Origin of the sequence: Hyalangium gracile (genome assembly GCF_020103725.1) — a bacterium.
Taxonomy (GTDB): Bacteria; Myxococcota; Myxococcia; order Myxococcales; family Myxococcaceae; genus Hyalangium; species Hyalangium gracile.
On record NZ_JAHXBG010000034.1, the window covers coordinates 76495 to 101705 of the forward strand.

18 protein-coding genes are annotated in these 25211 nt (G+C 69.1%); 11 read left to right on the forward strand and 7 right to left on the reverse strand.

Going from position 1 to position 25211, the window contains the following annotated elements:
* Positions 1 to 22: 22 nt before the first annotated feature.
* Positions 23 to 1198 (reverse strand): DUF3616 domain-containing protein, encoded by a 1176-nt coding sequence (locus KY572_RS41780; protein ID WP_224249350.1) that lies wholly within the window; start codon positions 1196 to 1198, stop codon positions 23 to 25.
* A gap of 183 nt (positions 1199 to 1381) precedes the next feature.
* Positions 1382 to 2803 carry a pilus assembly protein gene (locus KY572_RS41785; protein WP_224249351.1) on the reverse strand — a complete coding sequence of 474 codons (1422 nt, stop codon included), beginning with the start codon at positions 2801 to 2803 and terminating at the stop codon, positions 1382 to 1384.
* 213 nt (positions 2804 to 3016) lie between these two features.
* On the opposite strand from KY572_RS41785, the gene KY572_RS41790 reads away from it, so the two are divergent.
* Positions 3017 to 4738: a S8 family peptidase gene (locus KY572_RS41790; protein ID WP_224249375.1), complete on the forward strand. Its 1722-nt coding sequence runs from the start codon at positions 3017 to 3019 to the stop codon at positions 4736 to 4738.
* Here KY572_RS41790 and KY572_RS41795 read toward each other — a convergent pair.
* On the reverse strand, positions 4735 to 6192 hold the full coding sequence (locus KY572_RS41795) for a GAF domain-containing protein (RefSeq protein WP_224249352.1): 1458 nt from the start codon (positions 6190 to 6192) through the stop codon (positions 4735 to 4737). The two genes, KY572_RS41790 and KY572_RS41795, sit on opposite strands and share 4 nt — an antisense overlap.
* A gap of 197 nt (positions 6193 to 6389) precedes the next feature.
* Here KY572_RS41795 and KY572_RS41800 point away from each other — a divergent pair, with 197 nt between their 5' ends.
* Positions 6390 to 6899: a hypothetical protein gene (locus KY572_RS41800; RefSeq protein WP_224249353.1), complete on the forward strand. Its 510-nt coding sequence runs from the start codon at positions 6390 to 6392 to the stop codon at positions 6897 to 6899.
* Positions 6900 to 6920: 21 nt separating this feature from the next.
* Here the strand turns inward: KY572_RS41800 and KY572_RS41805 are convergent, their stop codons facing one another.
* A complete protein-coding gene (locus tag KY572_RS41805) occupies positions 6921 to 7838 on the reverse strand; it encodes a LysR family transcriptional regulator (RefSeq protein WP_224249354.1) in 918 nt (305 codons plus the stop codon).
* Positions 7839 to 7938: 100 nt separating this feature from the next.
* Between KY572_RS41805 and KY572_RS41810 the strand changes: the two genes are divergently transcribed.
* From KY572_RS41810 to KY572_RS41820, 3 genes are all read left to right on the forward strand, one after another.
* Positions 7939 to 8724 (forward strand): NAD(P)H-dependent oxidoreductase, encoded by a 786-nt coding sequence (locus KY572_RS41810; protein ID WP_224249355.1) that lies wholly within the window; start codon positions 7939 to 7941, stop codon positions 8722 to 8724.
* Between the two features lie 62 nt (positions 8725 to 8786).
* Positions 8787 to 10616: a hypothetical protein gene (locus KY572_RS41815; RefSeq protein WP_224249356.1), complete on the forward strand. Its 1830-nt coding sequence runs from the start codon at positions 8787 to 8789 to the stop codon at positions 10614 to 10616.
* A gap of 85 nt (positions 10617 to 10701) precedes the next feature.
* On the forward strand, positions 10702 to 11403 hold the full coding sequence (locus KY572_RS41820; RefSeq protein ID WP_224249357.1) for a siderophore-interacting protein: 702 nt from the start codon (positions 10702 to 10704) through the stop codon (positions 11401 to 11403).
* A 527-nt stretch (positions 11404 to 11930) separates the two neighbouring features.
* On the opposite strand, the gene KY572_RS41825 is transcribed toward KY572_RS41820, so the two are convergent.
* Positions 11931 to 12500, reverse strand: a complete 570-nt coding sequence (locus tag KY572_RS41825) for a M43 family zinc metalloprotease (RefSeq protein WP_224249358.1) — start codon at positions 12498 to 12500, stop codon at positions 11931 to 11933.
* A gap of 12 nt (positions 12501 to 12512) precedes the next feature.
* Here KY572_RS41825 and KY572_RS47565 point away from each other — a divergent pair, with 12 nt between their 5' ends.
* Positions 12513 to 12701 carry an RCC1 domain-containing protein gene (locus KY572_RS47565; RefSeq protein WP_263452428.1) on the forward strand — a complete coding sequence of 63 codons (189 nt, stop codon included), beginning with the start codon at positions 12513 to 12515 and terminating at the stop codon, positions 12699 to 12701.
* 312 nt (positions 12702 to 13013) lie between these two features.
* Positions 13014 to 15617, forward strand: a complete 2604-nt coding sequence (locus tag KY572_RS41835; protein ID WP_224249359.1) for an RCC1-like domain-containing protein — start codon at positions 13014 to 13016, stop codon at positions 15615 to 15617.
* A gap of 254 nt (positions 15618 to 15871) precedes the next feature.
* On the opposite strand, the gene KY572_RS41840 is transcribed toward KY572_RS41835, so the two are convergent.
* Positions 15872 to 16117 (reverse strand): helix-turn-helix transcriptional regulator, encoded by a 246-nt coding sequence (locus KY572_RS41840; protein WP_224249360.1) that lies wholly within the window; start codon positions 16115 to 16117, stop codon positions 15872 to 15874.
* A 365-nt stretch (positions 16118 to 16482) separates the two neighbouring features.
* Between KY572_RS41840 and KY572_RS41845 the strand changes: the two genes are divergently transcribed.
* The 3 genes from KY572_RS41845 to KY572_RS41855 all read left to right on the forward strand — a co-directional run bounded on the left by KY572_RS41845 (position 16483) and on the right by KY572_RS41855 (position 19300).
* Positions 16483 to 17493: a Rossmann-fold NAD(P)-binding domain-containing protein gene (locus tag KY572_RS41845; RefSeq protein WP_224249361.1), complete on the forward strand. Its 1011-nt coding sequence runs from the start codon at positions 16483 to 16485 to the stop codon at positions 17491 to 17493.
* Positions 17494 to 17548: 55 nt separating this feature from the next.
* On the forward strand, positions 17549 to 18562 hold the full coding sequence (locus tag KY572_RS41850; protein WP_224249362.1) for an NAD-dependent epimerase/dehydratase family protein: 1014 nt from the start codon (positions 17549 to 17551) through the stop codon (positions 18560 to 18562).
* A 129-nt stretch (positions 18563 to 18691) separates the two neighbouring features.
* Complete coding sequence (locus tag KY572_RS41855) at positions 18692 to 19300, forward strand: TetR/AcrR family transcriptional regulator (protein ID WP_224249363.1); 609 nt, start codon at positions 18692 to 18694, stop codon at positions 19298 to 19300.
* 115 nt (positions 19301 to 19415) lie between these two features.
* Here KY572_RS41855 and KY572_RS41860 read toward each other — a convergent pair whose 3' ends face one another.
* Positions 19416 to 21410: a methyl-accepting chemotaxis protein gene (locus KY572_RS41860; protein ID WP_224249364.1), complete on the reverse strand. Its 1995-nt coding sequence runs from the start codon at positions 21408 to 21410 to the stop codon at positions 19416 to 19418.
* A gap of 195 nt (positions 21411 to 21605) precedes the next feature.
* Between KY572_RS41860 and KY572_RS41865 the strand changes: the two genes are divergently transcribed.
* Positions 21606 to 25193, forward strand: coding sequence for a serine/threonine-protein kinase (locus KY572_RS41865; RefSeq protein ID WP_224249365.1), 3588 nt, complete (start codon positions 21606 to 21608; stop codon positions 25191 to 25193).
* Positions 25194 to 25211 lie beyond the last annotated feature (18 nt).

The window sequence follows — 25211 nt, forward strand, 5'->3', positions numbered from 1 at the left end:
GTGGGGGCAGCAGCGGCTCGGCTCACGAGGTGAGCCGGAACACGTCCGCGAAGACACCGCAGGGGCCGTAGCGGCGCTGAGGGGCGGGATCGTCGTAGACGACCAGGACGCTGTCGGACTCGTCGAAGTAGCTGAAGTTGGCCACGCCCTCCGCATGGTCGAGGCTCCCCGCCTGGGGGATGTCGAAGAGGGGCTCGAGCACTCCGGTCTTCTGGTCGATGACGCTGTCGCCCTCGAGGTCGAGGAAGTTCCGGATCCGGAAGAGGCGGATGGGCGCCTCCACGGGCAGCGTGGGGCCGGCGAGCACCAGCAGGTCCTTCCCCTGCACGCACAGCTCGCGGATGCCGAGCCCGTCCAGGTGGAGGAAGTGCTTGGCGAAGCGGCTGCCCTTCTTGCCGACTCGGGGCTCGAGGTGGCCGCTGCCCACGTCCTTCAGGCGCATGTCCAGCAGCGCCGCGTAGCCTCGCAGCACGGGGCCTCGCAGCCCGAGGAACACCCGGTCCGTGTCCGTGACGACCAGCCCTTCGATGTCCAGGCCGTTGTCCTTGCTCGGGATGGCGAGCACACCCCCGCCTTTTCCCGGCGGCCGCGCGAGGAAGGGACCGAAGTGGGGATCCCGGCGGAGCAGCTCGACCAGGAGGTTCTCCCCCGGCAGGGACCGTGCGCGGTGGTTCTTCGCCTTGCCTCCCGCGGAGCCTCGCTTGCCGCGTGCCTCCATCTCGACGGGCTTCACGCTGGCCGCTGCCCTGGGGCGCTTCTTCGAGCCGTCCTCCTTCAGCTCGGCGGCGAGCTCGCCATTCACGAAGGGGATGCGGGCGAACACGAAGCGCTGGGGCGCATGCTCCACGGTGGCCAGGCGCTCCAGATCCTTCTCCACGGCCTGCCCCTTGGGCTTCTTGCGCTTCGCGCTGTGACTGCCCACGAGCCAGAGGTAGTCCGAGTGCGCGTCCAGCGCCTCGATGTCGATCTCGGCGTCCTTGTCCACCGCGCCGATGAAGTCCCCCACGTGGAAGCGCTTGTGGTCGCCATAGACACGCGGCTCGGAGGGAGTGAGGCGCTCGATCATTCCGGCCTCGTCGGCGGCCACCCAGAGCTTGCCATCCGGGCCGTGCACCGCGGCCGAGAGATCCTCGGGCACATCGGCTGCGTTCGAGTCGAACCGCAGTAACAAGCGTCCCAGGAGCTGGCCGGGTTGCATGCACTTCTTCCTTTCGGAGCGGGCACGAGGCAGACGCTGACGCGCTGGAGGATTCCAGCGCGTGTCCCAAGCGGCCATCAAGAAAGCCCGTGGAGTCGTGCAGGAGACGTTTGGCCTCGGGCCTGCTCTCCCAAGGGGCCGCGCGCATGCGCCTCTGCCGTCTCCGCCGCCGCGTGCGCCTGGCTACGGGGCGGGAGGCGGAGTGTAGGTGCAGGACGTGGCGCGCCACTGCACGTCCGCGAAGATGTTCTCCAGCGCCTGCTGAAGCGCGACCGCGGTATCGGCCGTGTAGTACTGGCCGCCACCCACCGCCGCGGTGTTGCTCAGCAGGTTGCTGTTGATGGTGAAGCCCACCGTATAGATGAGCAGGCTCTGCTCGCCAGCGGTGTTGAAGTCACCGACCTGCTCAGGCGTGCTGACCTGCAGATCCCGCTGGTGGAGCATCTTCGCCACGTCATCCAGGTAGTAGTTGGGATTGTCGTCCGTGACCAGGGCGATGTTGGTGCCGATGTCGCGGGTGGCCGCCGTGCCCGCGCCACACGGCGCGGAGCTCGGGCAGTACGTGGGGCCTCCATTCACCGTTCGAATCCGGCTCGCGAGGGTGCTGGAGAGGCTGTCACTGGTGGGCTCACCGTCGGTGACGATGATGACCGCGTTCGTCTGGCAGCCCCAGCAGACGCTGCGGTGGTCCGAGGTGAGCGAGGTGTTCTTGAATTCGTACGGATAGCTGTAGCTCGAGCCGAAGCCGAACGTGCTCTGGTACACGCTGTTGTCCGAGGAGAAGTAGTAGCCCACGTTGAGCAGCGACTTCGCCAGCGGAGTGCTCGTGGAGAAGCTCATCGCATTCACCTCGTTGATGAGCGCTCCGCGTACGGCGTTGTCGAACGCGGTCGGGTTGCCCAGGATGACCGAGCACGCAGGGGCGTGCGGCATGAGCAGCTCGGAGCCATAGGAATTGGTGGAGAAGATGGTGAGCCCCGCCCGCGTGTTCTGCAGGTACTTGATGCTCTTCTTGAGCGCGGCCTTGGCGGAGACGTACTTGGGCGGGTTGAAGTTGAGGAACCGGCCCCAGAAGATGAAGTCGAGGCTGTTCATGGGAGGTGAGTCACTCCCATAGGCGCCGGGGACCTTGTAGTAGCCCTTGGTGCTCAGGCAGGTGAGGCACCGGTTGTATTCAGTGGCGCCCGTGGTGTTCCAGTTGGCAACCTGCGACTGACAGGACTGCTCCTTCGAGTCCCACTGCCAGGTGGGCTCGCTGCTGTCGCCCCAGTACATGTACGCGTAGAACTTGTCGTCCTTGAACAGGTTGGGGAACCCCGTGTCCGAGCCCAGGCCCGTGCCACTATCCGGCACCGGGTACACCGTGGCCGGGTTCCAGTTACCCAGCGCCTGCGTCAGGTCCAGCGATGGGTTGACGCACCCGTTCGTCGTCTCATTGAAGAAGGCGCTGTGCAGGCCCTTCTTGACCTGCGGCAGCTCCCTCATCGAGCCGGAGGTGTCCATCAGGAAGTGGATGTTGGGGGGCGCGACCTGCTGCGCGGACGCGGGGACAGCAGCACCGAGCAACAGCAGCCCGAGGCCGAGACGGCGGGTGATGGAGTTCATGGGGCTCCTCATGAAGGGGCAAGTCTGTCCGTCTATGCCTGATTTGCATGGATGGCAAGGTCTCCCACTCTGAGTGAAGTCGCTGGAAGAGGGCGCAGGTAACAAATCGCCGCGTGCGCGTTTTTTTTCCGGCTGCCGCGCAAGGCCCGGCCATGCAGGCCGGCTCCGCCAGGCAGATTCTCGAGACTTCAGGGAGAGACCATCGTGAAGCAGATGAAGAAGTTCCTGTGGCCCTTGCTGCTGCTGTCCAGCGGCTGTCTGGATTCCATGCCGGAGGAGGAGTCGCTGGCGCAGGCCTCGGCGTCCCTGACGGGCAGCGAGGCCCTGGCGGCGCAGGAGGACGTTCCTCCGCGCGCGGATCCCCGCAGCACGGTGATGGCCTCGGACGACGAAGCGTGGCGAATGATCGAGGAGGCGGGCAGGACCGCCACCATCGGCCTCAAGGCCCCGGGCGCCCGCCGAGGCATCTGGCGCGGCAAGAAGCTCGTCCAGCCCATGCAGGTGTCGCAGGCGCGCCAGGGCATCCTGTCCCAGAAGGGCATCAAGCTGCTGAGCGAGGACGATCAGCTGCCTCGCCTCACCGTGGAGATCGCGGACCGCGAGACCCTGGAGCGCGTGCGGCGCCTGCCGTTCGTCGACTACGTGGAGCCGGCCCGCTTCCAGGTGACGCTCATGGACTCGCTCTCGGGCTGTAACAACAACTCGACCGGCGGCACCCCGTACACCCTGGCCACGACCACCGATCCGGTGTCCGGCGACATCATCCCGTGGAACTACGATCGCCTCGAGATCCAGCGCGCGTGGGCCCGCGGGGCGCAGGGCCAGGGCACGACCGTGGGCGTCGTGGACACGGGCCTCTTCATGGAGCAGAGCCAGCTCTGGTACCCCAACTTCCAGGGCGGGTGGAGCACCGGGCGCGATCAGGCCTACTTCGCTCATTACCCCACGAGCTATTACGACACCTGCAACCATGGAACGCGCATGGCCGGCGTCGTCGCGGCCCCCCGGGATGGCGTCAACATCATGGGCGTGGCCTACAGGGCCAACCTCCGGGTGTCGCGGGCCGTCGATGACGTCTATATCGGAGGCATCATCGGCGCGCCGGTGGACCCCATCGTCCGGGGCATCCGCAGCGTCGCCGAGTCGGGCGCGCGGGCCATCGCCATGGCGTGGGGGCAGGCGACCTGGAGCGAGGCCATCTCGGATGAGATCCAGGGGCACTACTACAACCGGGACATCCTCTTCTTCGGGGCCGCGGGAACGTCCGTCTGTCCGTTCACGGGCATCTTCCCGGGGGACATGGGCGAGGTGATCTCCGTGACCGGCCTGAAGGAGGACAACACGGTCCACGAGACGGCCTGCGGTTTCGACACCACCGACATCGGCGCCGTCATCGGCGAGACGCCGAGCACGGGCAAGCTCCCCGGCACCGTGGTGCACTTCGGTGGCAGCTCGAATGCGACGGCGCTCCTCACCGGAGTCGCCGGGCTCGTGTGGTCGAAGTACCCGCACCTCAACCGGGATCAGGTGCGCGACCGGCTCTTCCGGTCCACCTTGCAGGGCTACAACCCGCAGGGCAAGACGGGGTGGGGACGTGTGAACGCCTTCCGCGCGGTTGGTGGCTTCTACTCGCTGTACGTCGAGCCGAACAACTGGCAGCCCCAGCCGGGCCAGTCCGTCACCCTCACGGCCATCACCAAGGGAGACGGCCCGTTCACCTATCAGTGGAGCACGGGCGGCACCGGTTCCTCCACGTCGGTGACCTGCTCCTATCAGGGGCAGATCATCAGTGTGAACGTGACGGTTCGCGATCTCACGGACGGGACGACGCGCAACAGCGGTACGGCGGTCGAGTGCGGCATCGATCCGTGCGACGCCGATCCGTCGCTGTGCGAGCCGGACCCCTGCGACATCAAGCCCTGGCTGTGTGACTAGCCAGGCACCGCTCTCCTCGCGAGCTCCTCGGAGAGCTCGATCTCGTCCGTCACATCCCGATAGACGGTGACCTGGCCGAAGTTGCCATCGGCGAACGCCACCGGCCGAGAGCTCCAGCGGACCACGCGCCGCCGGAACTGCTGGAGCTCGAAGTCCTCTCGCCCCACATAGGGGCCGTCCGCGGGGATGCGCACCCTCCGCATGAAGTCCATGGGGTCCTTGAAGCGCTCCGCGAAGGCGCGGATGAACTCGTCGCGGTGCAGGCCGATCAGCTCGGACACGGTGCGATCCGCCAGCAGGGCCATGAACTCGTTGGCGTAGAGGATGATGCGCCGGTGATCGAAGAGCATCACCGCGTCATCCAGGCCATCGAGCGTGGTCGCCAGGATGTCGGCTTTCAGGCGCGCGATGGAGTGGGCCTTGCGCTCCGCATCCAGCGAGCGCTGGCTCTTCCGGAGCTGGGTGCCGAGCTCGAGCTCGCCGGCCACCCGGCGCGCCAGGGCCATCAGCGCATCCACCTGCTCGGCGGTGATGGACAGCGGCTTCTTGTCGAGGATGCACAGCGTCCCCAGCACCGTGCCCTGGCGGGTGACGAGGGGGGCGCCCGCGTATGAGCGGAACACGCCCTCACGCACCAGCCGGTTGGTGCTGAACACGGGGTGGGTGGCGGCATCCGGGACCACCAGGGGCTCGGCCTTCTCCGCCTCCACCACATGGGCGCAGAGCGCCACTTCGCGCTCGGTGCCGCGCTCTTCCAACAGCTTGCCGCCGAGCCCCGTATGCGCCTTGAACCACTGCCGGTCCTCGAGCACCAGCGACAGGAGGGCGATGGGCACGTTGAAGGTCTGCGCCGTCTCCCGCACGAGGTTCTGGAGCGCCTCATCTGGCGGCCCATCATCGACGAGGTGCAGGCTGGCGAGCTTCGCCAGCCGCTCCCGCTCTCGGGCGAGGGCCGCGGCGCTCTCGGAGGAGAGGCTGACGCTGGGGGCCGCCTGGAGACGCGGGGGCAGGAGGGGAGTCTCGGGTGAAGGCGAGGGCGCGGAACGCTCGTGGAGAGCAGCGGCGGCGGTCGCCTGGGGCAGCGTGCGTCCGAGCGCGCGGAAGAGGGTCCGGCGGAAGGACTCGAAGGGGGCGCCCTTGGCGAGGATCTCCTGGATGCCCAGCAGGTCCTTCCTCTCGAGCGCCGCGTTGCGCATCTTCACGAAGGAGGAGACCACGATGATCCGTGGGCTGGACGAGCGCTTGCGCAGATCGCGAATCAGCTCGAAGCCGTCGACGCCCGCCAGGGACAGCTCGGTGATCAGGACAGCGGGGTCCTCCGTGCGCTGCTGGAGCGTGGTCTTCGCGGCCTTGCCGTCTTGAACGACGACGGGATCGAGGCCCGCCTCCACCAGCAAGTTCTGGAACTTCGAGGCACAGGCGGCATTCGGCTCGACGATCAATCCCCAGGGCATGGGGAGCTTCCCTAGTGGCAATGCCCCTGGAACTCAACCCGAGGGAGTTCTTTTCTCGTGGGTTTGTGCTCGACAGTGGTCATCGGGAGGACGCTGGAAGCGGTCATTCCTGCTGGCACCCGACGACGACAGCGTCAGGGTGGCTCGCTTGCCGAGGGACCGATGCTGGTGCTGAGATGCCGACCATGAGGAGGACCTTGGAGGCGGTCGTCGTGGTGGCGTTGGCCGTGGCGATCGCAGCGGCGGTGCTGTTCTCCGTGCGGTGGTGGTACACCCACCGCGTTCCCACTGAAGTGCATGTGCTCGTGCCCGAGGGCAGGCGCGTCATGCTGCGCGCCGGCAACCTCGAGGCTGCTGGCTCGATGGGACATCTGACGCTCGAGCTGCCACCGGGCTTGCACGAGGTCGAGCTGCTCGAGAACGGGCGCACGCTTCGACGAGTCGAGCTGCAGGCGCCGACGAAGACCCACCGGGTCCTCCTGCCGGTGGGCCGCCAGTGCTTCGCGCTGTATCCGCGAGAGTCGATGCAGCCGCTTCAGGTCCTGGAGTCGGAAGACCCGGTCGATCTCGAGGTCGACCTCGTCTTCAACGAGTCCGAGCGTCCGGCGCTCGATTCCGAGCGGAGGCCCGGCCAGCCCGCGTACGAGACCGAGAAGCGCACCTGGCTGCTGGTGAAGCCAGCGCGGTGTGGCGCTCCAGGCCGCTGAGCCATCGAGCCGCGGCCCGCGTCATGGCCCGCCGCGCTCGAGCCCCGGGATGGTCGCGGCGGCGGCGACGAGGTGGTCGACGAGCAGGCGCAGCCGGGTGGTGGCTCGCGCGCCGCGCACGGTGAGCAGGTGGATCGGCAGGGTCGCCAGTGGGTGGTCCGACAGGACGACGGCCAGCTCGCCGCGCTCGACGAGGTCGGCCACCAGCCACCAGTGGGCCACCGCCAGCCCGCGCCCGGCGAGCAGCGCCTCGCGGATCGCCAGCCCATGGTTGACCTCGAAGTCGCCTTGCAGCCGGACGTTCACCGTGCCGCCGCCCGGGGCGGTGAACGCCAGCCGTGCGATGTCGGGTCGGCCCGCGAAGCGGATGGCGTTGTGGCGGGTAAGCTCCTCGGGCTGGCGCGGCGTGCCATGGCGCGCCAGATAGGCTGGCGCGGCGACGACGACACGTCGCGCATCTCCGAGCTTGCGCGCCACCAGGGCGCTGTCGTGCAGGGTACCGATGCGGATCGCCAGGTCGAAGCCGTCGCGCACGAGGTCGGCGCGCTCCTCGGTGAGGCTGAGATCGATGCTCACGCCCGGATGCTTCGCCTGGAAGGCCAGCAGCCACCGGGTGACATGCAGGATGCCGAAGGCGGATGAACAGGTGACACGCAGCCGTCCCGCCGCCGTGCCGATGGCGGCCCGGGCCGCCTCGCCAGCGCGGTCGACGAGCTCGAGGATGCGCAGGGCTTCCTCGTAGTAGCGGGTGCCTGCCTCGGTGAGCGCGCTGTGTCGTGTCGTCCGGTGGAGCAGCGGAGTCCCCACGCTGGCCTCGAGCGCGCGCAGGTGGCGGCTGATCGTCGATTGGCCGACGCCGAGCTCCCGCGCGACGGCGCTGAGGCTGCCACGCTCGACGACACGGACGAAGGTTTGCAGATGCTGGAGGGCGGCGGTCATCTATCCCTTTTCCGGCAGACCATCATGCGTCTCTTGCGAGTACCGGCAAAATCGCCTCCGGTCTACCTCAAGACGGTCTACCCACCGAAGGAGGCCGCCCATGAACACGCTCATCGTCCTTGCACACCCGGATTCCCGCTCGCTCAATGCCTCGTTGGCACGCCACGCGGCGGCGACGCTCGAGCGGGCCGGTCACTCGGTGCAGCTCATCGATCTCTACCGCGCCGGCTGGTCGGCGGTGTTCGACCGCGGCGACTTCCTGCAACTGGCCGAGGACGAGCGGCTGCGCCCCGTCGAGGCGTCGCGCGTGGCCTACGCGACCGGCCGCCAGGCCCCGGAGCTCGTCGCGGAGCAGGACCGGCTGCGCTGGGCGGACCTGCTCATCCTCCAGTTCCCGCTGTGGTGGTTCTCCATGCCGGCGATCCTCAAGGGCTGGTTCGAGCGCGTCTATGCGTATGGCTTCGGCTATGGGGTCGGCGAGCACTCCGAGACGCACTGGGGCGACCGCTACGGAGAGGGCATGCTGGCCGGCAAGCGGGCGATGCTGAGTGTCACGGTGGGGGGCTGGGCCTCGCACTACGGGCCGCGCGGCGTCAACGGGCCCATGGAGGACCTGCTGTTCCCCATCAACCATGGGATGTTGTTCTTCCCCGGCTTCGACGTGCTGCGGCCCTTCCTCGTCTACCGGGCCGACAAGCTCGATGCGGCCGGGTTCGAGGTGGCCGCCTCGGCGCTGGAGCGGAGGCTGGCGACGATCATGAGCGAGCCGCCCATTCCCTATCGGCGCCAGAACCACGGCGATTACCACATCCCGTCGCTCGAGCTTCGCGCGGACCTGGGCAAGGAGCGCTCGGGCTTCGCCCTGCATGTCGACGACGCGACCTGAGGGATGAGCGTCACCGGTTTTGACGCGAAGTGAGTCCCTGGCTCATCATCCGCGAGCCTCCGATGAGCCGAGACTGCTACGAACTCATTGCCTGTCGGGTCGTCCTCTGCGCCATGGCCGTCTCGCTCGCGTTCCCTGGCGCGGCCCTCGCGGGCGGTGGCCGCTTGGAGCCGGAGCCGCCCCTGCTGCTGCAGCGGGAGAAAGGCCTCGTGGCCATCCGGAGTGTCACCGGCGAGGTCCAGACGCGGCTGAAGAAGGTTCACCGCTACAGCTATGAGCCCTACCGGATCCTGGCGCTGACCGTGGAGCTGGAGAACGAGCTCTCCGCGGCCGTATGGCCGCTGGACTTCGAGGTCTTCCTTGGAGGCTCCCAGGAGCGCTTCTCGAAGAGGCTCCAGGTCACCAGCTGGCAGACGCTCCCTCCCCGGGGCCGCGTCCCCATCACGATCGACGTCCCGCTCGAAGAGCACGAGCCGGCCCACGCCTTCGAGGTAGTCCTCTCCCGTTACGGGTTCGAAGGGGCGCCCGGTGCCGGGCTGCTTCTACAGCTCGCCGCTTCCGAAGGGCCGGTCGATCAGGTGGCCGCCGTCACGTTCTCCAGCGGTGACTCCCTGCCAGCCCACACCCGTGAGCAGCTCGCACGAGACTTCGCCGAGGAGGTGAAGGCAGGCCCTGCTGGCGAGCGCGCCTCGACGCTGGCACCGCTGCTGGCGCTGTATGCGCTGGGCAGGGTGGGCCGCGAGGAAGCGGTGCCCGTGCTGCTCGAGGCGCTCACCCGCGAGGCGGCATACCAGGAGGCCTCCCCTCGGGTGGAAGCCCTCCGGAAGCAATTCCCCGAGAGCCCGGTGCCCCATGCGTTTCCTCACTCCCACGTGCGGGAGGTGGTGGCGGGGGCGCTCGGCACGCTCGCCGTGGACGACGCGGTGCGCGGGCTGGTGCGGGCCGCCTATACGGGCGATGAGCGGCTGCGCAAGCACGCCCGGGAGATGCTGGACCAGGCCTGGCCCAAGACGGGCTCGCGGGTGGCGGGGCTTCGCGGGGCCTCGGCGGCGCCTGTCCCCGAGCTGCTGTGCCAGGGCGGAGATGCCCTGGCGGTGCGGTTGCTGGTGGCACTCTCCGCGCTCGGAGCGGACGGCGGAATGGCCAGGGGCTGTATCGCCGCGCTGCCAGACACGGTGGTGGTGCCGGCCCTGCTGGCCACGCTGCGGGAGCCGCTGCGCACCGCCGAGCCGCTGGCCGTGGAGCTGCTCCAGGCTCGAAGCCGGAGCGCGCTGCCGGCCCTGCGCGAGGCCACTCGCGGCTCGAAGGTGGCTCCGGGGGCGGACGTGGCGGAGCTGGCGCAGGCGCTGGCCCAGAGCGCCCATGCACGGCACCTGGAGCAGTTCCAGCAGGCCATGGCCACGCTGACCACCCTCCTGGACGAGCCGTCCATGGGAGGCGCGAGTATTCCGCGCCAGCGGAGTGAGCGACTGGCCGCGCTCCGCCTGGCCCAGGCGCACGCTGGCGCGGAGCAGACCGGACAGCTCGTGCAAGCGTACCTCCGGGTGTGCTCCCGGAACTGGGCCTCGGAGTGGGTACCGACGAGGAGGGAGCTCTCTGGACTCTCGGAGTTGATCCTGGCCAGCCCTCCGGAGGCGGAGGTGGACTCCATCCTGGAGAGCCTCGCGCGCCGCATTGCAGAGCGGCTCCATGAGCAGGCGGCAGCGCCACTGCTGGAGCAGCTGAAGCCCCTGTTCGTGGACCCCGCGCGCCTTGCCAGCGCGCTCCCAGCCCCCGCGCGCCCGAAGGAGCCCGCGCCAGGGATCGTCTGGGAGCGCTTCCTGCTGGCAGCGCTCATCCCGCTGCTGGCCTTGGTGTTCATCGTCAAGGCCATGGGCAGAAGAGCGAGCTAGGCGCTCCCAGGGCTTCTTCACAGTTCTTCACTCCATCCGAGCGCGAGCACCTCGTAGGCTCGTGGGAGTGGAAGGAGGGGTGCGTATGACCTCAGCCAAGGCAGTGTTGGGCGGCGTCTTGGGCCGCTTCATCTTTCGAGAGGCCACGGTCTCGCTGGTGGAGCCCCTTGGCGCGCGTTTCCGCCGGCTCGTCCTCTCGAGCCCGGCGCTTCGCGGCGTCTCCTGGACGCCCGGGGACAAGCTCCAGGTCTTCCTCCCCGAGGCCGGCACGCGTGCGTACACACCGACGCGCTGGGATTCCGACGCGGGCGAGACCGAGCTCCTCATCTATCTCCATGGAGACGGCCCGGGCACCGCCTGGGCGAGCAGCGTTCAAGCCGGAGCCCGCGTCCAGGTCTTCGGGCCCCGAGGCTCGCTCGTCGTGGGCGAGCGGACGCCTGGGGTCATCTTCGGGGATGAGACGAGCGTGGGCCTCGTACGGGCCCACGGCTCGAACGGTGCCTCGGTGCTCGAAGTGACGGATGCCCGAGCCGTGCGCGAGGTGCTCGACGGCCTGGGCTGTCGCGCAACGACGCTGGTGGAGCGCGCGCCTCAGGACGGTCACCTCGGAGAACTCGTCAGCGCCTTGGAAGGGGCGGTGCGCACGGCTCCGCACCAGCGCCTCGTGCTCTCTGGCCGCGCGGCCGCCATCCAAGAGGTCCGGAAGGGACTCAAGGCCCGGGGCGTCTCCCTCTCCGAGGCGAAGACCAAGGCGTACTGGGCGCCGGGAAAGGTCGGCCTCGACTGAGGCATCCCCGGGCCTGCTCGAGAAGGCAGGCCGGGTTACTCCGGCGCCTGGCCTTGCCGCTTGCCCTTACCCTTGCCCGACTCGCCGGCACTGCCTTTGCCCTTGCCTTTGCCCTTGCTCGACTCTTCGGAGCTCTTCTTCTCTGGTGGAGGGGGCGGCTGCTGTTCCTGCCTGTTCCCGCTGGGCCCGCCTGCGCTGGGTGGGGGCTTGCCAGAGGGCTGAACCCCCTGGGCCAGGGCGCTCGACGCGGGCAGTGCGATCAGCGCGGCGACGGAGAGCACTGCAAGGCGCCTCATGAACCTGCGAGGTGAGGGGGCTGCCTGCGCGAGGATGCGTTCACTCTTGTGAGTCATGGAGCGTCTCCAGGTCCATCGGGGTCCGGGCTCCAAGTCTATCAGCAAGGCTTTGCTACGCGTTGCTCCTGCAACCCGCTGGCAAGGCGCGGATGACGGCACCCATGGCGCCGAGCCCTGGCGTGTCTCGCTGTAACCCCCGTCCGCCTCGGCAACCCACCTGCTGAACCCCGGTCAGTGAACGGCCGGCGCGGTTACCATGGGATGCCGGCGCATCACCTGGAACTGCGAGGGGCTGAATCCCCTGGCGGTGCTCATGAGCGGGTTGAAGTGCATGGCATTGTCCTTGCCCGTGTCACTCAGCGCGTCCTCGGTGCCGTCCTGCTCGATGGAATGGTAGAGGCCGAGGAAGTGCCCCAACTCATGTGCCAGCAGGCGTGCCACCGTGGTGGCGGGCCAGTTGAACCGGGACCCCCGCGGGTCACAATGAGTCCCCGCCAGGAAGATGCCGTCAGCGCTCTCCGCCGTGTTGAAGCCTCCTGGAATGTGGGTGACCCGGCCCAGCGGCCGGTGCCTCACGTGAAACAGGGGCTCCTTCTCGAGCAGGCAGCCCGCGAAGATGACTGGCACCTCGAGGGCATCCGGTGAGCCTCCAGCCGGGTGGGTGCGAGACATCTCGAGGATGCGCATCAGCGAGTGCATCTTCCCCGGTGAGAACGACAAGGGCTCCAGCCCCACTTCGGCGAGATGAAGGGTCCGTGAGACTTCGACCCGCAGCCGTCCTGGGCTGAGCTCCTCATTCATGAGCCGCAAGGCCTGCTCCAGTGTCTCGCGCGCTTCCTCACTGTCGAAGAGAACAGAGCCTGGCGTGAGGACCAGCGCCAGTCGTACCACACGCTGGCCGTGCGCTCCGACGGCACGCTCTGGAGCTGGGGCCGCAACACCGAGGGTCAGCTCGGGGTGGCGTTCGTGCGCGCCAGCCCGGTCTTCATCCCGCTCCCCTGATGCCGTGACGGACGGGAGTTGCTTATCCACGAGCCAGCGCCTCCCGTCCGTTCTCCGGAGCAGCACTCGAGGCCCATGCATTCCTCGCGCGTGTACGTGTCGACGCGCCGCGGCGAGCGGCCCCGCGCCACGGCCAGGTAGCGGGGCCCGTCCGGAGACGCAGGAGGCGAGGTCCGCGCTCGGGCTCGAGCCTCCGTGCACCCCTGTGTGCGCCCACCCGCGACCGCCCGTGAAGGTCCTGTCGCTGTAGCCCCTGGGCCCTGGCTCGTGGGTCATGGACGTGCTGGCGGATCACTCCTATCGTGCCGCGTCATGAGAAACCCAGGGCGCCTCCTGTCGCTCGTCACGGGGCTGCTGCTCGCCTCACTCGTGGGCTGCGCCGACTTCGAACAGGAAGGCATCGACTTCTGTCTGCGCCATCCCGAGCGCTGCGATCCGGATGGAGGGTTCCAGCCGCTTCCGGACGGTGGCAACCCGGACTCGGGCGTGACGGACAACACCGCGCCGTCGGTCACCCAGGCCACCCAGTCGGCCACCGTCGTGCTGGGCGGGGAGACTGTCTCCTTCAGCGTCACGGCCCAGGACGTGGAGACCCGCCAGCTGCGCTTCACCTGGTCCGCCTCCGCGGGCACCCTGGGGAACGCGACGAGCACGGACACCACCAGTGAGAACCAGTGGGTGGCCCCGCTGTGCATGCCGGCCGGCACGCCTGCCGTCATCACCGTGAGCGTCGCCGACGAGCAGGGGAGCACCGCCAGCGGATCCTTCACCGTGACTGTCAACACCTGCCCCGCTCCGTCGGTGGCCGCCGGAGACGCCTGCTCGCTGACCCTCCGCGCCGACGGCACCCTCTGGGGTTGGGGAGACAACGCCTACCGCCAGCTGGGCACTGGAACCTCCAACAACATCTCCGCTGTCCCCGTCCGGTTGCCGGGGCCGACCGCCCTCGTGGCTGTCTCGGCCGGCGCCGATCATGTGCTGGGCCTGCGGTCGGATGGGACGGTGTGGGGCTGGGGAGGGAACTTCTTCGGCCAGCTGGGGGACGGCACGACCAGCTCTCGCGCGGCTCCCGCCCAGGTCCAGGGGTTGGCCAACATCACCGCCATCGCGGCGACCGACTCCTCCTCCCTGGCCCGGCGCAATGATGGCACCGTCTGGGCCTGGGGAGCCAACAGCGTCGGCCAGCTCGGCGATGGTACGACCCAGGAGCGCCATACCCCGGTGCAGGTCTCCGGGCTCACCAACGTCACGGCCATTGCCATCGCGGGCGAGGGGGCCAGCAGCCGCAGCAGCAATCATGCGCTGGCCTTGCGCGAGGACGGCACCGTCTGGGCCTGGGGAGACAACACCTCCGGCCAGACCGGCGATGGCACCACCACGCGGCGGCTCGTTCCCGTCCAGGTCTCCTCATTGACGGACGTCATCGCCATTGCCGCCGGGAGCAGCCACTCGCTGGCCGTTCGCCGCGATGGCACCGTGTGGGCCTGGGGAGACAACGTCGCAGGCCAGCTCGGCGATGGCACCACCACGCGGCGCCTCGCGCCGGTTCAGGTCTCCTCGCTCACGGAGGTCGTCTCCGTCGCCGCCGGGGATGGGCACTCGCTGGCCATGCGCCGCGATGGCACGGTGTGGGGATGGGGCAACAACGCCGCCGGCCAGCTCGGGGATGGGGCTACCACCAACCGCTCCGTTCCCGTGCAGGTGCCAGGGCTGGCCAGTGTCATCTCCCTGGACGCGGGGAGGTTCCACTCGGTGGCGGTACGAGCCGACGGCGCCGTCTGGAGCTGGGGCGATACCGGCGCCGGCCAGCTTGGCATCGGAGTCTCCATCCAGGAAGTCACCCCGGTGCAGATACCAAGCTTGAGCAACATCGTCGGCGTCGTCGCGGGCACTTCCCACTCGATGGCCCTGAGGGGGGATGGCGCTGTCTGGGCCTGGGGAAGCAACTTCTCCGGCGTGCTGGGAGATGGGACGAGCATCGACCGCACCACTCCGGTGCAGGTCTCCGGGCTGGCCAATGCCATCGCCATCGGCCTTGGCAATGCCCACTCCCTGGCCGTGCGCAACAATGGTGCCGCCCTGTCCTGGGGGTACAACGCCTCCGGCCAGCTCGGGGATGGGACGAGCACCGCGCGCTCCACGCCGGGGCTGGTGTCCGGGCTGACGGGCATCACCAGCATCTCGGGAAACCTCTCGACGTCGCTCGCCGTGCGCAACGACGGCACCGCCTGGGCCTGGGGGTACAACGGCTCCGGCCAGCTCGGAGACGGGACGACCACCAACCGAGCGGCTCCCGTGCAGGTGACGGGCCTGAGCGGCGTTACCGCCGTCGCCGCGGGTGGCGCTCACTCCCTGGCCTTGCGGAGCGATGGCAGCGTCTGGGCCTGGGGGAGCAACGGCTCCGGTCAGCTCGGAGACGGCACGACGACCAACCGCTTCACGGCGGTGCAGGTCTCGGGGCTGACCAACATCACCGCGATCGCCGCGGGTAACTCCCACTCGCTGGCCCGGCGCGGCGATGGGACCGTCTGGGCCTGGGGGACCAATACCTCCGGCCAGCTGGGCAATGGCGCGACCGTTGACCGTCTCACCCCTGTGCAGGTGCTCAACCTGGCCAACGCCACCGCCGTGGCTGCCGGCAGCTCGATCTCGCTGGCCCTGCGCAACGATGGCACCGCCTGGGCCTGGGGGAACAACAGCTCCGGCCAGCTCGGAGATGGAACGACCAGCAACCGCACCTCTCCCGTGCAGGTGGTGGGGCTGACCAACCTCACCGCGATCTCCGTCGGGGATTCCCACTCGCTGGCTCGGCGCAACGACGGCACCGCCTGGGCCTGGGGGAACAACAGCTCCGGCAAGCTGGGGACGGGCACGGTGTTGAACCGCCTCTCGCCTGTGCAGACCCCGCTGCCTTGAGCGCCCACTGCGGCTGAGGCTGCCGGGACGCTGCCTCAGCCGCACGGCCTCGGCTGGAAGAGCAGGGCGGGGCGGGTGGGCGGAGTGAGAGGCCCGAGTTCGCTCCCAGGTCCGGTCTGCTCCCTGCCGGGCTCAGTCTGTCCGAACTGGTCTGCTTGTCATACCAGTTGGGAACCGGTCCGCTCACAGGGCGCCTCCCTGTCCAGGCCGCTCGGAGCAGGGAACCGAGGGCAGGAGCCAAAGCTCCTCCCGGCCTACATCGCGCGCGTGCGAGCCATCACGGCCTTCGGCGTCACACCGAGGACGCGGCGCATGCACCGCGCCATGTGGCTCTGGTGGGAGAAGCCTGCCTCGAGCGCCACCTGGCCGGCGGGCAGCTCGCCCCGCATCAGCAGCGACCTGGCCCGCTCCACGCGGCGCTGGATGACGTACTCATGGACGGGCAGCCCCGTGGAGCGCTTGAACAAGGTCTTCAGGTGCGAGGCGCTGATGTCGACCACGCCCGCCAGGCGGGCCAGCGACAGGTCCTCATCGAGGTGCTCCTCGATATATGTCGTGAGCCGCTGGAGCTGCGGCTTCGACAGCCCGTGATGAGGTCTGAGCGGCGCCGGATCGGTGGTCCGGTATCGCCTCCATCACGATCTGCCCTGGCAACGTGGTCTGGAGCTCGACGCCCAGCCCGAGCCGTGGGCGCGGCGGGATGACGGCCTGTTCCTGGGTCCTCATGCGCTCCTCCCTTGCCTCAACAAAAACCGTGGCGAGATTACCATCAGTAACTTACTAAGTGTAACCAGTTCGAGTCCACCCCTGTCGCATGTCCACGGCCGACGCCCCGCGTCGAGCCTCTAGGAGGAGTCCGTCCATCATGTCCGCGAACACGAAGAAGCCCGTTCTCATCATTGGAGGAGCCGGCCTGACCGGTTCCCAGGCCGCCAGGACGTTGCGCCGGCTCCAGCCGGAATTGCCCATCACGATTGGAGGGCGTGACATCGCCAAGGCCCAGTCCCTGGCCCGGGAATTGGGCGGCGCGGACTCGGTGAAGATCGACCTGGAACGGCCGGACCTGGGCCTGCCCGAAGGGATGGCCTTCAGCGCCGTGGTCGTCTTCGTGAAGGACGACACGCTCCATTCCATGAAGTACGCCCAGGCGAAGGGCATCCCCTACCTCAGCATCTCGACGGGCGCGTTCGAGCTCGGGCCCGAGGTGGCGCTCTACATCCACAAGCCCTCGAGCGCGCCGATCCTCATGGCCAGCCACTGGCTGGCGGGCACGGCCACGCTGCCGACCCTCTACTTCGCCCGTGAGTTTCAGCGCATCGAGGCGATCGAGATCGGGGCCGTGCTCGACGAGCAGGACATCGGAGGGCCGGCGGCGCAGGCCGACTTCGAGCGTCAGGCCAATGCCACGCCGAATGCCATGATTCTCGTGGACGGGAAGTGGCGCTGGGTCGGCCCGGAGGAGGCCGCGCGCACCTTCAAGGGGGTGGACGGGACCGAGATCCAGGCGCGGGCCTACTCGTTGTTCGATGGGCTGAGCCTGGCGGCCGCGACCGACGCCCGCTCGGTCCGGTGCGACTTCGCGTTGAGGCAGTCGGCGAACCACCGGCCCGGTGAGCCCTTCTCGACGGAGTTCATCATCGAGATCGTCGGTCAGCTGCGGGATGGGAGGACGGCGCGCGTCCGTCACGAGCTCGTCCATCCGGGGGGCCAGGCGCCGATGACCGCGCTGGGAGTGGCGGTCGGCGTCGAGCGGCTGCTCGGCCTCGCGGGCGGCCCACCGGTGGCGCCGGGGCTCTATCTCCCCGAGAGCGTGATCGATCCCGCCTACATGGTGCAGCGCCTGAAGGAGTTCGGGGCGCAGTTCCGGCGCGTGTGAGCGGCGTCCCTAGCCGCCACCCCTCGTCCCACCCATTCAGAGGAGTCCATCCATCATGTCCACGAACATGAAGCAGAAACCCGTTCTCATCATCGGAGGCTCCGGCGTCGTCGGCAGCCGGGCCGCCCGAGCGCTTCGCTGGCTCCAGCCGAAGCTGCCCATCACGATCGGGGCACGCGATCAGCTCAAGGCCAACGCCCTCGCCAGGGAGCTGGGCGGAGCTGACGCGGTGAAGATCGATCTCGAGCGACAGGACCTGGGACTCCCCCCAGGCGCGGCCTACAGCGCGGTGGTCACGCTGCTGAAGGACGACTCGCTCCGCTCGATGAAGTACGCCCAGGCGCAGGGCGTGCCCTACATCTCCTTCTCGGACTTCGTGTTCGACATCGGGCCGGCGGTGGCGCACTACATCCACAAGCCCGCGAGCGCGCCCGTCCTCTTCCTGGGCCACTTCCTGGGGGGGACGGTCACGCTGGCGACGCTTCACTTCGCCAGGGAGTTCCGGAAGCTCCACTCCATCGAGATCAGCGCCGTCTTCGACGAGGAGGACGTGGGCGGGCCGGCGGCGCAGGGAGACATGGAGCGCGTCGCGAAGGGTGTGCCGAATCCCCTGATCCTCGAGGATGGGAAGTGGATCTGGGCTCACGGGGACGACGCGGTGCGCGGCTTCAAGGGAGTGGACGGAACGCAGTGGCAGGGCAGGGCCTACCCGCTGCTCGACGTCCCGAGCCTGGCGGCCGCGACCGACGCCAGGTCGATCCGGCTCGACTTCGCGCTGAGACCCGCGGCGAGTCGTCCTCGTGGCCAGGGCATCTCGCACGAGGTCATCATCGAGCTCACGGGTGAGAAGCAGGATGGGACGACGGGGCGGGTGCGCCATGAGCTCGTCGATGGGGACGCGCACTCGGGCCTCAGCGCTCGGGGAGTGGCCCTCGCCGTGGAGCGGCTGCTCGGCCTGGCGGGCGGGCCCCCCGTGGCTCCAGGGCTCTACAACCCCGAGGGGCTGCTCGACCCTGCCTATGTCATCGAGCGCCTGAGGGAGTCCGGCACCCGCATCCAGCGGGCGTGACGGGCGGTAGGGGGCCCAGGCTCCCCACCTGGCCCCCTCCGGTCGAGCCTGGCTCCGCCGTCGTGCCGCCCTTCGACGCCTCTGTTACCCTTGCTCACCAGTCCCCTGGTGAGGGTGAGGAGGAGCATCGTGACGTCGAAGCGGATGTCCAAGGAACAGCGGCGGAGCCAGCTCCTGGAGACCGCGTCCGAGATCATCCGAACCGAGGGGACGGACGCTCTGACGCTCGCCCGCGTCGCCGAGCGCGCCGGAGTGACCAAGCCGATCGCGTATGAGCACTTCGGCACGCGCTCGGGCCTGCTCATCGCGCTGTTCCAGGCCTATGACGATCGGCAGACCGAGGCGATGCGCGCCGCGCTGAAGAGCAGCGGCAGGTCGCTCGAGGAGGTCGCGTCCATCATCAGCTCGGCGTACGTCGACTGGGAGGTCGCGGCCGGGCCCGAGTATGGCGCGATTGCCGCGGCGCTCTCCGCCACGGAGGAGATGGAGGAGCATCTGCGCGCCTGCCGCGACACCTTCATCGCGGAGTGCCGGAAGGCGTTCGCGCCCTTCGTGAAGCTCCCACCCCAGCGCAACCACGCCGTCCTCATCGGCATCATCGGAGCCGCCGAGGCACTGTCTCGCGCCGCGGCCACCGGCCGCATCTCCCGAGCCGAGGCCGCCACCACGCTCTCGCGCCTGATGGTGGGCGCTCTCCGGGAGAACGCCGCAGCCCAGGCCACGGGCAGCGGCCGCTAGCCCCGCGACGGCGGCGCTCTTTCTCGTCCGAGGATGACTTCGCCATCCTCCACAAGTTCATGAGGTGAGCCGCTGACTCCAGATTGACCTTGGCCATGGGGCTGCTCTGGAGGGGTCATCCCGTACGCGCACCCACCGTCAACCCTCTTGGCCGGCTGGCAGCCGCCGCGCCTCGATCCCAGGGAGAGTCCGGTCCGCCGCGCAGCCGCGGCTCGGTCACCTGGAAGAAGCTCATCAGATGCTGCAGGCTCTCGGCCTGCGCCGCCATCTCCTCCGCCATGGCCGACAGCTCCTCGGCGGACGACGCGTTGCGCTGCGTCGCCAGGTTCAGGCTGAGCATGGCCTGGTTGATCTGGTGGACGCCCGACGACTGCTCGTTCGAGGCGGTGGCGACGCTCTTCACCAGCCTTGAGGTCTCTCCGATGGACAGGACGAGCACCCGGAGCTGCGCGCCCGAGCGCTCGGCGAGCTTCACGCTTCGAGCCGAGAGCTCGATGATCTGCTTCGCGGAGCCCTGGCTCCTCTCCGCCAGCTTGCGGACCTCGGAGGCGACGACCGCGAAGCCCCTCCCGTGGTCTCCCGCGCGCGCGGCCTCGATGGAGGCGTTGAGCGCCAGGAGGTTCGTCTGATACGCGATGTCCTCGACGACGGAGATGCTCGAGGCGATCTGCTTCATCGCCTCCACCGTCTCGGAGACGGCCCGGCTGCACTCCTCGGCGTCGGACGCTCCCGCGAGCGCGAGCGACTCGACGTGGCGGCTGCTGTCGGCGTTCTGGGTGATGGAGCCGCTCATCCGGGTGAGGTTCGATGACACCTCCTCGGCGGTCGCGGCCTGCTCGCTCGTGCCGGTGGAGAGGGACTGGGACATCGACGACAGCTGCGCGGACGCGGAGGACAGCGCGCTCGCGCCCGTGCGGACCTCCGCGATCACCTGAGCCAGCCGGTGCTGCATGGAGCGGAATGCGTCCGCCAGGAGGCCGATCTCGTCGTTGGATTGGTGCTCGAGCGTCCCGGTGAGGTTGCCCTCCGCGATGCGCGTGGCCACGGAGGAGATCGTCCCCAGCGGGCGGGTGATGCGGCGGACCACGAGGATGACCGCGGCGGCGAGCATCCCGATCGCGATCACCCCCAGCGTGATCGTGAACCGGCGCAGCGCGTGAGCCGGGGCGAGCACCTGGTCGAGGGGCACGAAGACGGCGAGCGCCCAGGGCGTGTTGGTGTCGCCGATCTGGATGGGGACCACGACCTCAATCGCCTCGCCCTCGATGAACTCCGACTGGCCCCGGGTGGCCGCCGGCTTGCCACTGGAGAGCGTGCTCCTCACCAACTCCTCGGCGGGAGACGTCCCGAGCGGCTTTCCCCGAAGCTCCGCCGAGGGGTGCGAGACGAACGCGGCGTTGTGCGAGACGAGGACCGCATGCCCCGTCTCGAAGGGACGGATCTTCGCGACCTCCTCCTGGATCTGATCGAGCGTGAGATCGGCGCCCACGACTCCGTGGAACTTGCCGTTGATCAGGATCGGCACGACGGCGCTGGTCAGCAGGGTGGGCTTGCCGGCGACGACATAGCTGTAGGGGTGCATGATGATCTCCCGTCCGCTCTGCTGCGGCAGGAGGTAGTAGTCGCCGGGGCCGCCCAGGGTCTCGTGCTGGTAGTCGACGCTGGCCTCGAGCCGGATGTCTCCGGCGCCTCGGTTCCAGTAGGGGAGGTAGCGCCCCGTCGCGTCCGTGCCAGGGGTGTTCACGAAGCTCGCGTCACGCCCGTCGAACGCGTTCGGCTCCCACACCGTCCAGATGCCGAAGAGCGCTGGGGGACCTTCGAGGACCTTCCTGAGCAGCAGGTCGCCGTGCTTGCGGTCCGTCACTCCGGAGAGCTTCTGCGCCACGAAGGCCTGGGTGACCGTTCGGGCGGGACTCATCACCGCTTCGAGCCGGGCCTTGATGAGGGTCGAGTGGTGAGCAGCTACCTGGGTCGCGTTGCGTATCGCCGACTCCTCGGCGACCCGTGACAGGCGCTCATTGACGACGAAGATGAGGAGGCCGAGGGCGAGGGTGATGAGGCCACAGAGAGCGACGAGCAGTCGGGTGGTGATGCTGTTGCGAAGAGGCATGTTCTCGAGGAGCCACCGACGAAGTGCCGGGGACTCCTCAGTAAAGCATGGCGCGCGTCACGGAGCCCAAGGCACGCTGGTCCCCGCCCGCATTCGCCCCTGGCTGGAATGCAGGCGGGCTGTCGAGGGACCGAGGCTCCGCTGGTGGCCGGGCTTTGACTCCGAGTGCCGGTCGCTGCGGTATCGTGCCTCACAATGCGTCCGGATTTCGAGGCCGAGCTGCGCGTGGCCCTGGCGGAGGGCCTGCTCTCCGCGCGGGAGGTGGACAGCCTGCGCGAGCAAGCTCGGCGTCTGGAGCGAAGTCCCCTGGCCCTGCTTCGTGAGCAGGGCCGGCTCTCCGAGGACACGCTCATCTCCATGGTGGCGCAAGCCCGGGCCGCCGCGCCCGGTGCCCCCGCCGGGTCGAGTGGGACTCCTCCACGGGCGTCCGCTCCCGAAGCCCCGCTCTTCCCGGTCAGCGGCTGGGATCGCTACCAGTGCGTGCGCTTCCTCGGCGAGGGAGGCATGGGGCGGGTCTTCCTCGCTCATGATCCGAGGCTGGGCCGGAACGTCGCCTTGAAGTTCGTCCGCGGAGACGAGCCCGAGCTCACGCGGCGCTTCCTCTCCGAGGCTCGGGCCCAGGCGCGGGTGAACCACGAGCGGGTGTGCAAGGTGTATGAGGTGGGTGAGGTCCAGGGCCGCGTCTTCATCGCCATGCAGTTCATCGAGGGGCGGCCCCTGAGCGCGCTCGCTCGCGAACTCTCGGTGGAGCAGAAGGTGCTGGTGCTCCGCGAGGCCACGGAGGGCGTGCACGAGGCACACCGCGTGGGCCTCATCCATCGCGATCTCAAGCCCTCCAACATCATGGTGGAGCGCGCGGAGGACGGAACCCTGCGCCCCTACGTGATGGACTTCGGGCTGGCCCGCGACTGGAACGAGGGGGCCACCGCCACCGGCACGGTGCTGGGCACGCCGCACTACATGTCGCCCGAGCAGGCTCGGGGCGAGGTCTCCAGCCTGGATCGCCGGGCGGACGTCTACAGCCTGGGCGCCACCCTCTACAGTGTACTGACGGGCCAGCCGCCCATTCCCGGTGGCAACGGGCTCGAGGTGCTCGACAACATCTCCAAGGTGGAGCCGCGCCCGCCGCGCGCGGTGGATCCGAACATCCCCGCGGACCTCGAGGCCATCGCGCTCAAGTGCCTGGAGAAGGAGCGCTCGGCCCGGTACGACTCGGCTCGCGCCGTGGCCGAGGAGCTCCACCGCTTCCTCGCGGGCGAGCCAGTGCAGGCCCGCTCCAACCGCGTCTGGTACCGGCTGCGCAAGAGGCTGAGCAAGCACCGCCTGGTGGCCTCCGTGGCCGCGGTGGCCTCCGTGCTCGTGCTGCTGGCCCTGGGCTGGGCTGGGATGGCTCGCCGCGAGGCCGCCGCGCGCGAGCGGCTGGCCCGGCGGTTCACCGAGTCCGTGGAGCGCATCGAGGCGCTGGCGCGCTACTCGGACCTCGCGCGCCTGCACGACACGCGCGCGGATCATCGAGTCATCCGGGAGCGGATGGCGGCGCTCGAGGCCGAGATCCTGGAGGCGGGAGAGCAGGCCGTGGGGCCAGGGCACTATGCGCTGGGACGCGGCTACCTCGCGCTCGGAGACGAGGCCAGGGCCCGCGAGCTCCTCGCGTCCGCCTGGGAGCACGGCTTCCGCGAGCCCCGCGTGGCCTATGCGCTGGCCCTGGTGACGGGGCACCAGTACCAGGAGCAACTGCTGGAAGCCCAGCGCATCCGCGACTCCGAGCGGCGAGAGGCTCGCCAGCGCGAGATCGAGCGCCGCTTCCGAGAGCCGGCGCTGGGCTGGATCCGACAGAGCGAGGGCGCCGAGGTTCCTTCCGCCGCCTATGTGAAGGCGCTGCTCGCCTTCTACGAGAACCGCTGGGATGAAGCCCTCTCCCAGCTGGATGCCATCGGCACCGAGCTGTCCTGGTTCCACGAGGCGCCCAAGCTGCGCGGCGACATCCTCCTGGCTCGCGCCATGCGGCACCTGAATCAGGGCGAGCATGAGAGGGCGGTGGCGGACTTCGAGGCGGGCCGCAAGGCCTATGCCGAGGCGGCTGCGCTCGGCGAGAGCGTGGCTTCCATCCACACGGCCCAGGCAGAGCTGGAGCACGGCGCTCTGAACCTGGAGCTCTATGGGAAGGGCAACGTCACCCCCTACTACGCGCAGGCCCTCCAGGCCGTCGCGCGCGCTCTCACGGCGATGCCCGGGCATTACGACGCCTGGGTGCTCGAGTCCCGCCTCCACCGCAAGTTCGCCGAGTATCAGCGGAACCTGGGCGACTACACGGAGACGCTGCCGGAGAAGGCCGTGGCCGCCGCGCGGCACGCGCTGGAACTGGAGCCCTCTCGCTCCAAAGCTCGGCTGGAGCTGGGGCAGAGCTACTGGATCTGGGGCTACACCCGCCAGAGCCACTCCCTGGATCCGCGCGAGCAGCTCCGCAAGGCCATCGAGAGCTTCGAGAGCATCGCCCCGGAGGAGAGGGACTACGACTTCCTCTTCAACCTGGGCATGGTCTACAAGACGTGGGCCGACTACGACGAGCAGGTGGGTGCGGATCCACTGCCCCGCTACGGCAAGGCTATCGAGTCCTATCTCGCCGCCACCCAGCGGGATGGCAACATGCCCGAGGGTTGGATCAACCTGGGCATCGCGTACTACACCCGCGCCAGTCACCCTCGGGCCCCGGATCCCCAGGGAGATCTCACCCAGGCGCTGGCGGCTCTGGACAAGGCCCGGGCGCTCAACCCCCGGCATGTGGTGCCCTGCTTCTACGCGGGGCTGGCGCACGCTCTCATGGCCCAGAAGCTCCGCATCCAGGGCGGCGAGCCTGGCCCCTCCCTGGAGCGCTCGGTGGAGATGTACCGCAAGGGCCTCGAGCTCAGCCCCGGCACTCCCCAGCTCCACAACGGCCTGTGCCTGACGTTGGTCCAGCGGGCCCAGGCGAGCTGGGATCACGGCGGGGATCCCCTGCGGGTGCTGGACGATGCCAAGGCGGCCTGCGAGCAGTCCGTGGCCGTCGCTCCGAAGGGCTACGGCTCGCTCAACCTGAGCGAAGTGCTGGCCCAGCGCGCCCAGTACCAGCGTGCTCGGGGAGAGGACCCCAGCCCGAGCGTGCGCGCGGCGGACGAGGCCCTGCGGCAGGCACTCCAATGGCGTCCGGAGGACGTAGGCGTCATGGCCAATCGCGGCATGGTCCATGCCATCCTGGCCACGTTCGAGGTGGATCACGGGCGTGATCCTCGCCCCAGCATCTCACGGGCCGAGGAGCCGCTCCGCCAGGCACTGGCGCGCAAGCCGACCCACGCCGAGGCCTGGTACTACCTGGGTGAGGCGTTGGGGGCCCGGGCGCTCTCCGCGGGAGCGCGTCCCCAGGACTCCGAGAATGCGGCCCAGGCCTTTCAGAAAGCGCTCGAGCTGGATCCGGAGCGGCAGGAGTTCCGCCTGGGCTTCGGGCATTTTCTCCGCCGCCAGGCCACCCACTTGATACGGAAGAAGCAGGACCCAGGCCTCTTCCTGGAGCGCGGGTTGGAGTTGGCTTCCCCGCTCCTCGCGGGGCGCCCCGGGTGGCCTGACGCCCGGCTCCTGCGGGGCAGCCTGCTCGCGCTCCGCTCGGAGCTCCCCTCCGCCGCTCCTGAACAGAGACAGGAGTGGCGCACGCAGGCGCGGGAGGATCTCGCCAGCGCGCTCTCCGTCAACCCGGGCTTTCAACGGGAGTGGGGGAGCTGGCTCCAGCGTCTCCAATCCAACGTGCCCTAGCGCGAGGTGCGAGTGGGG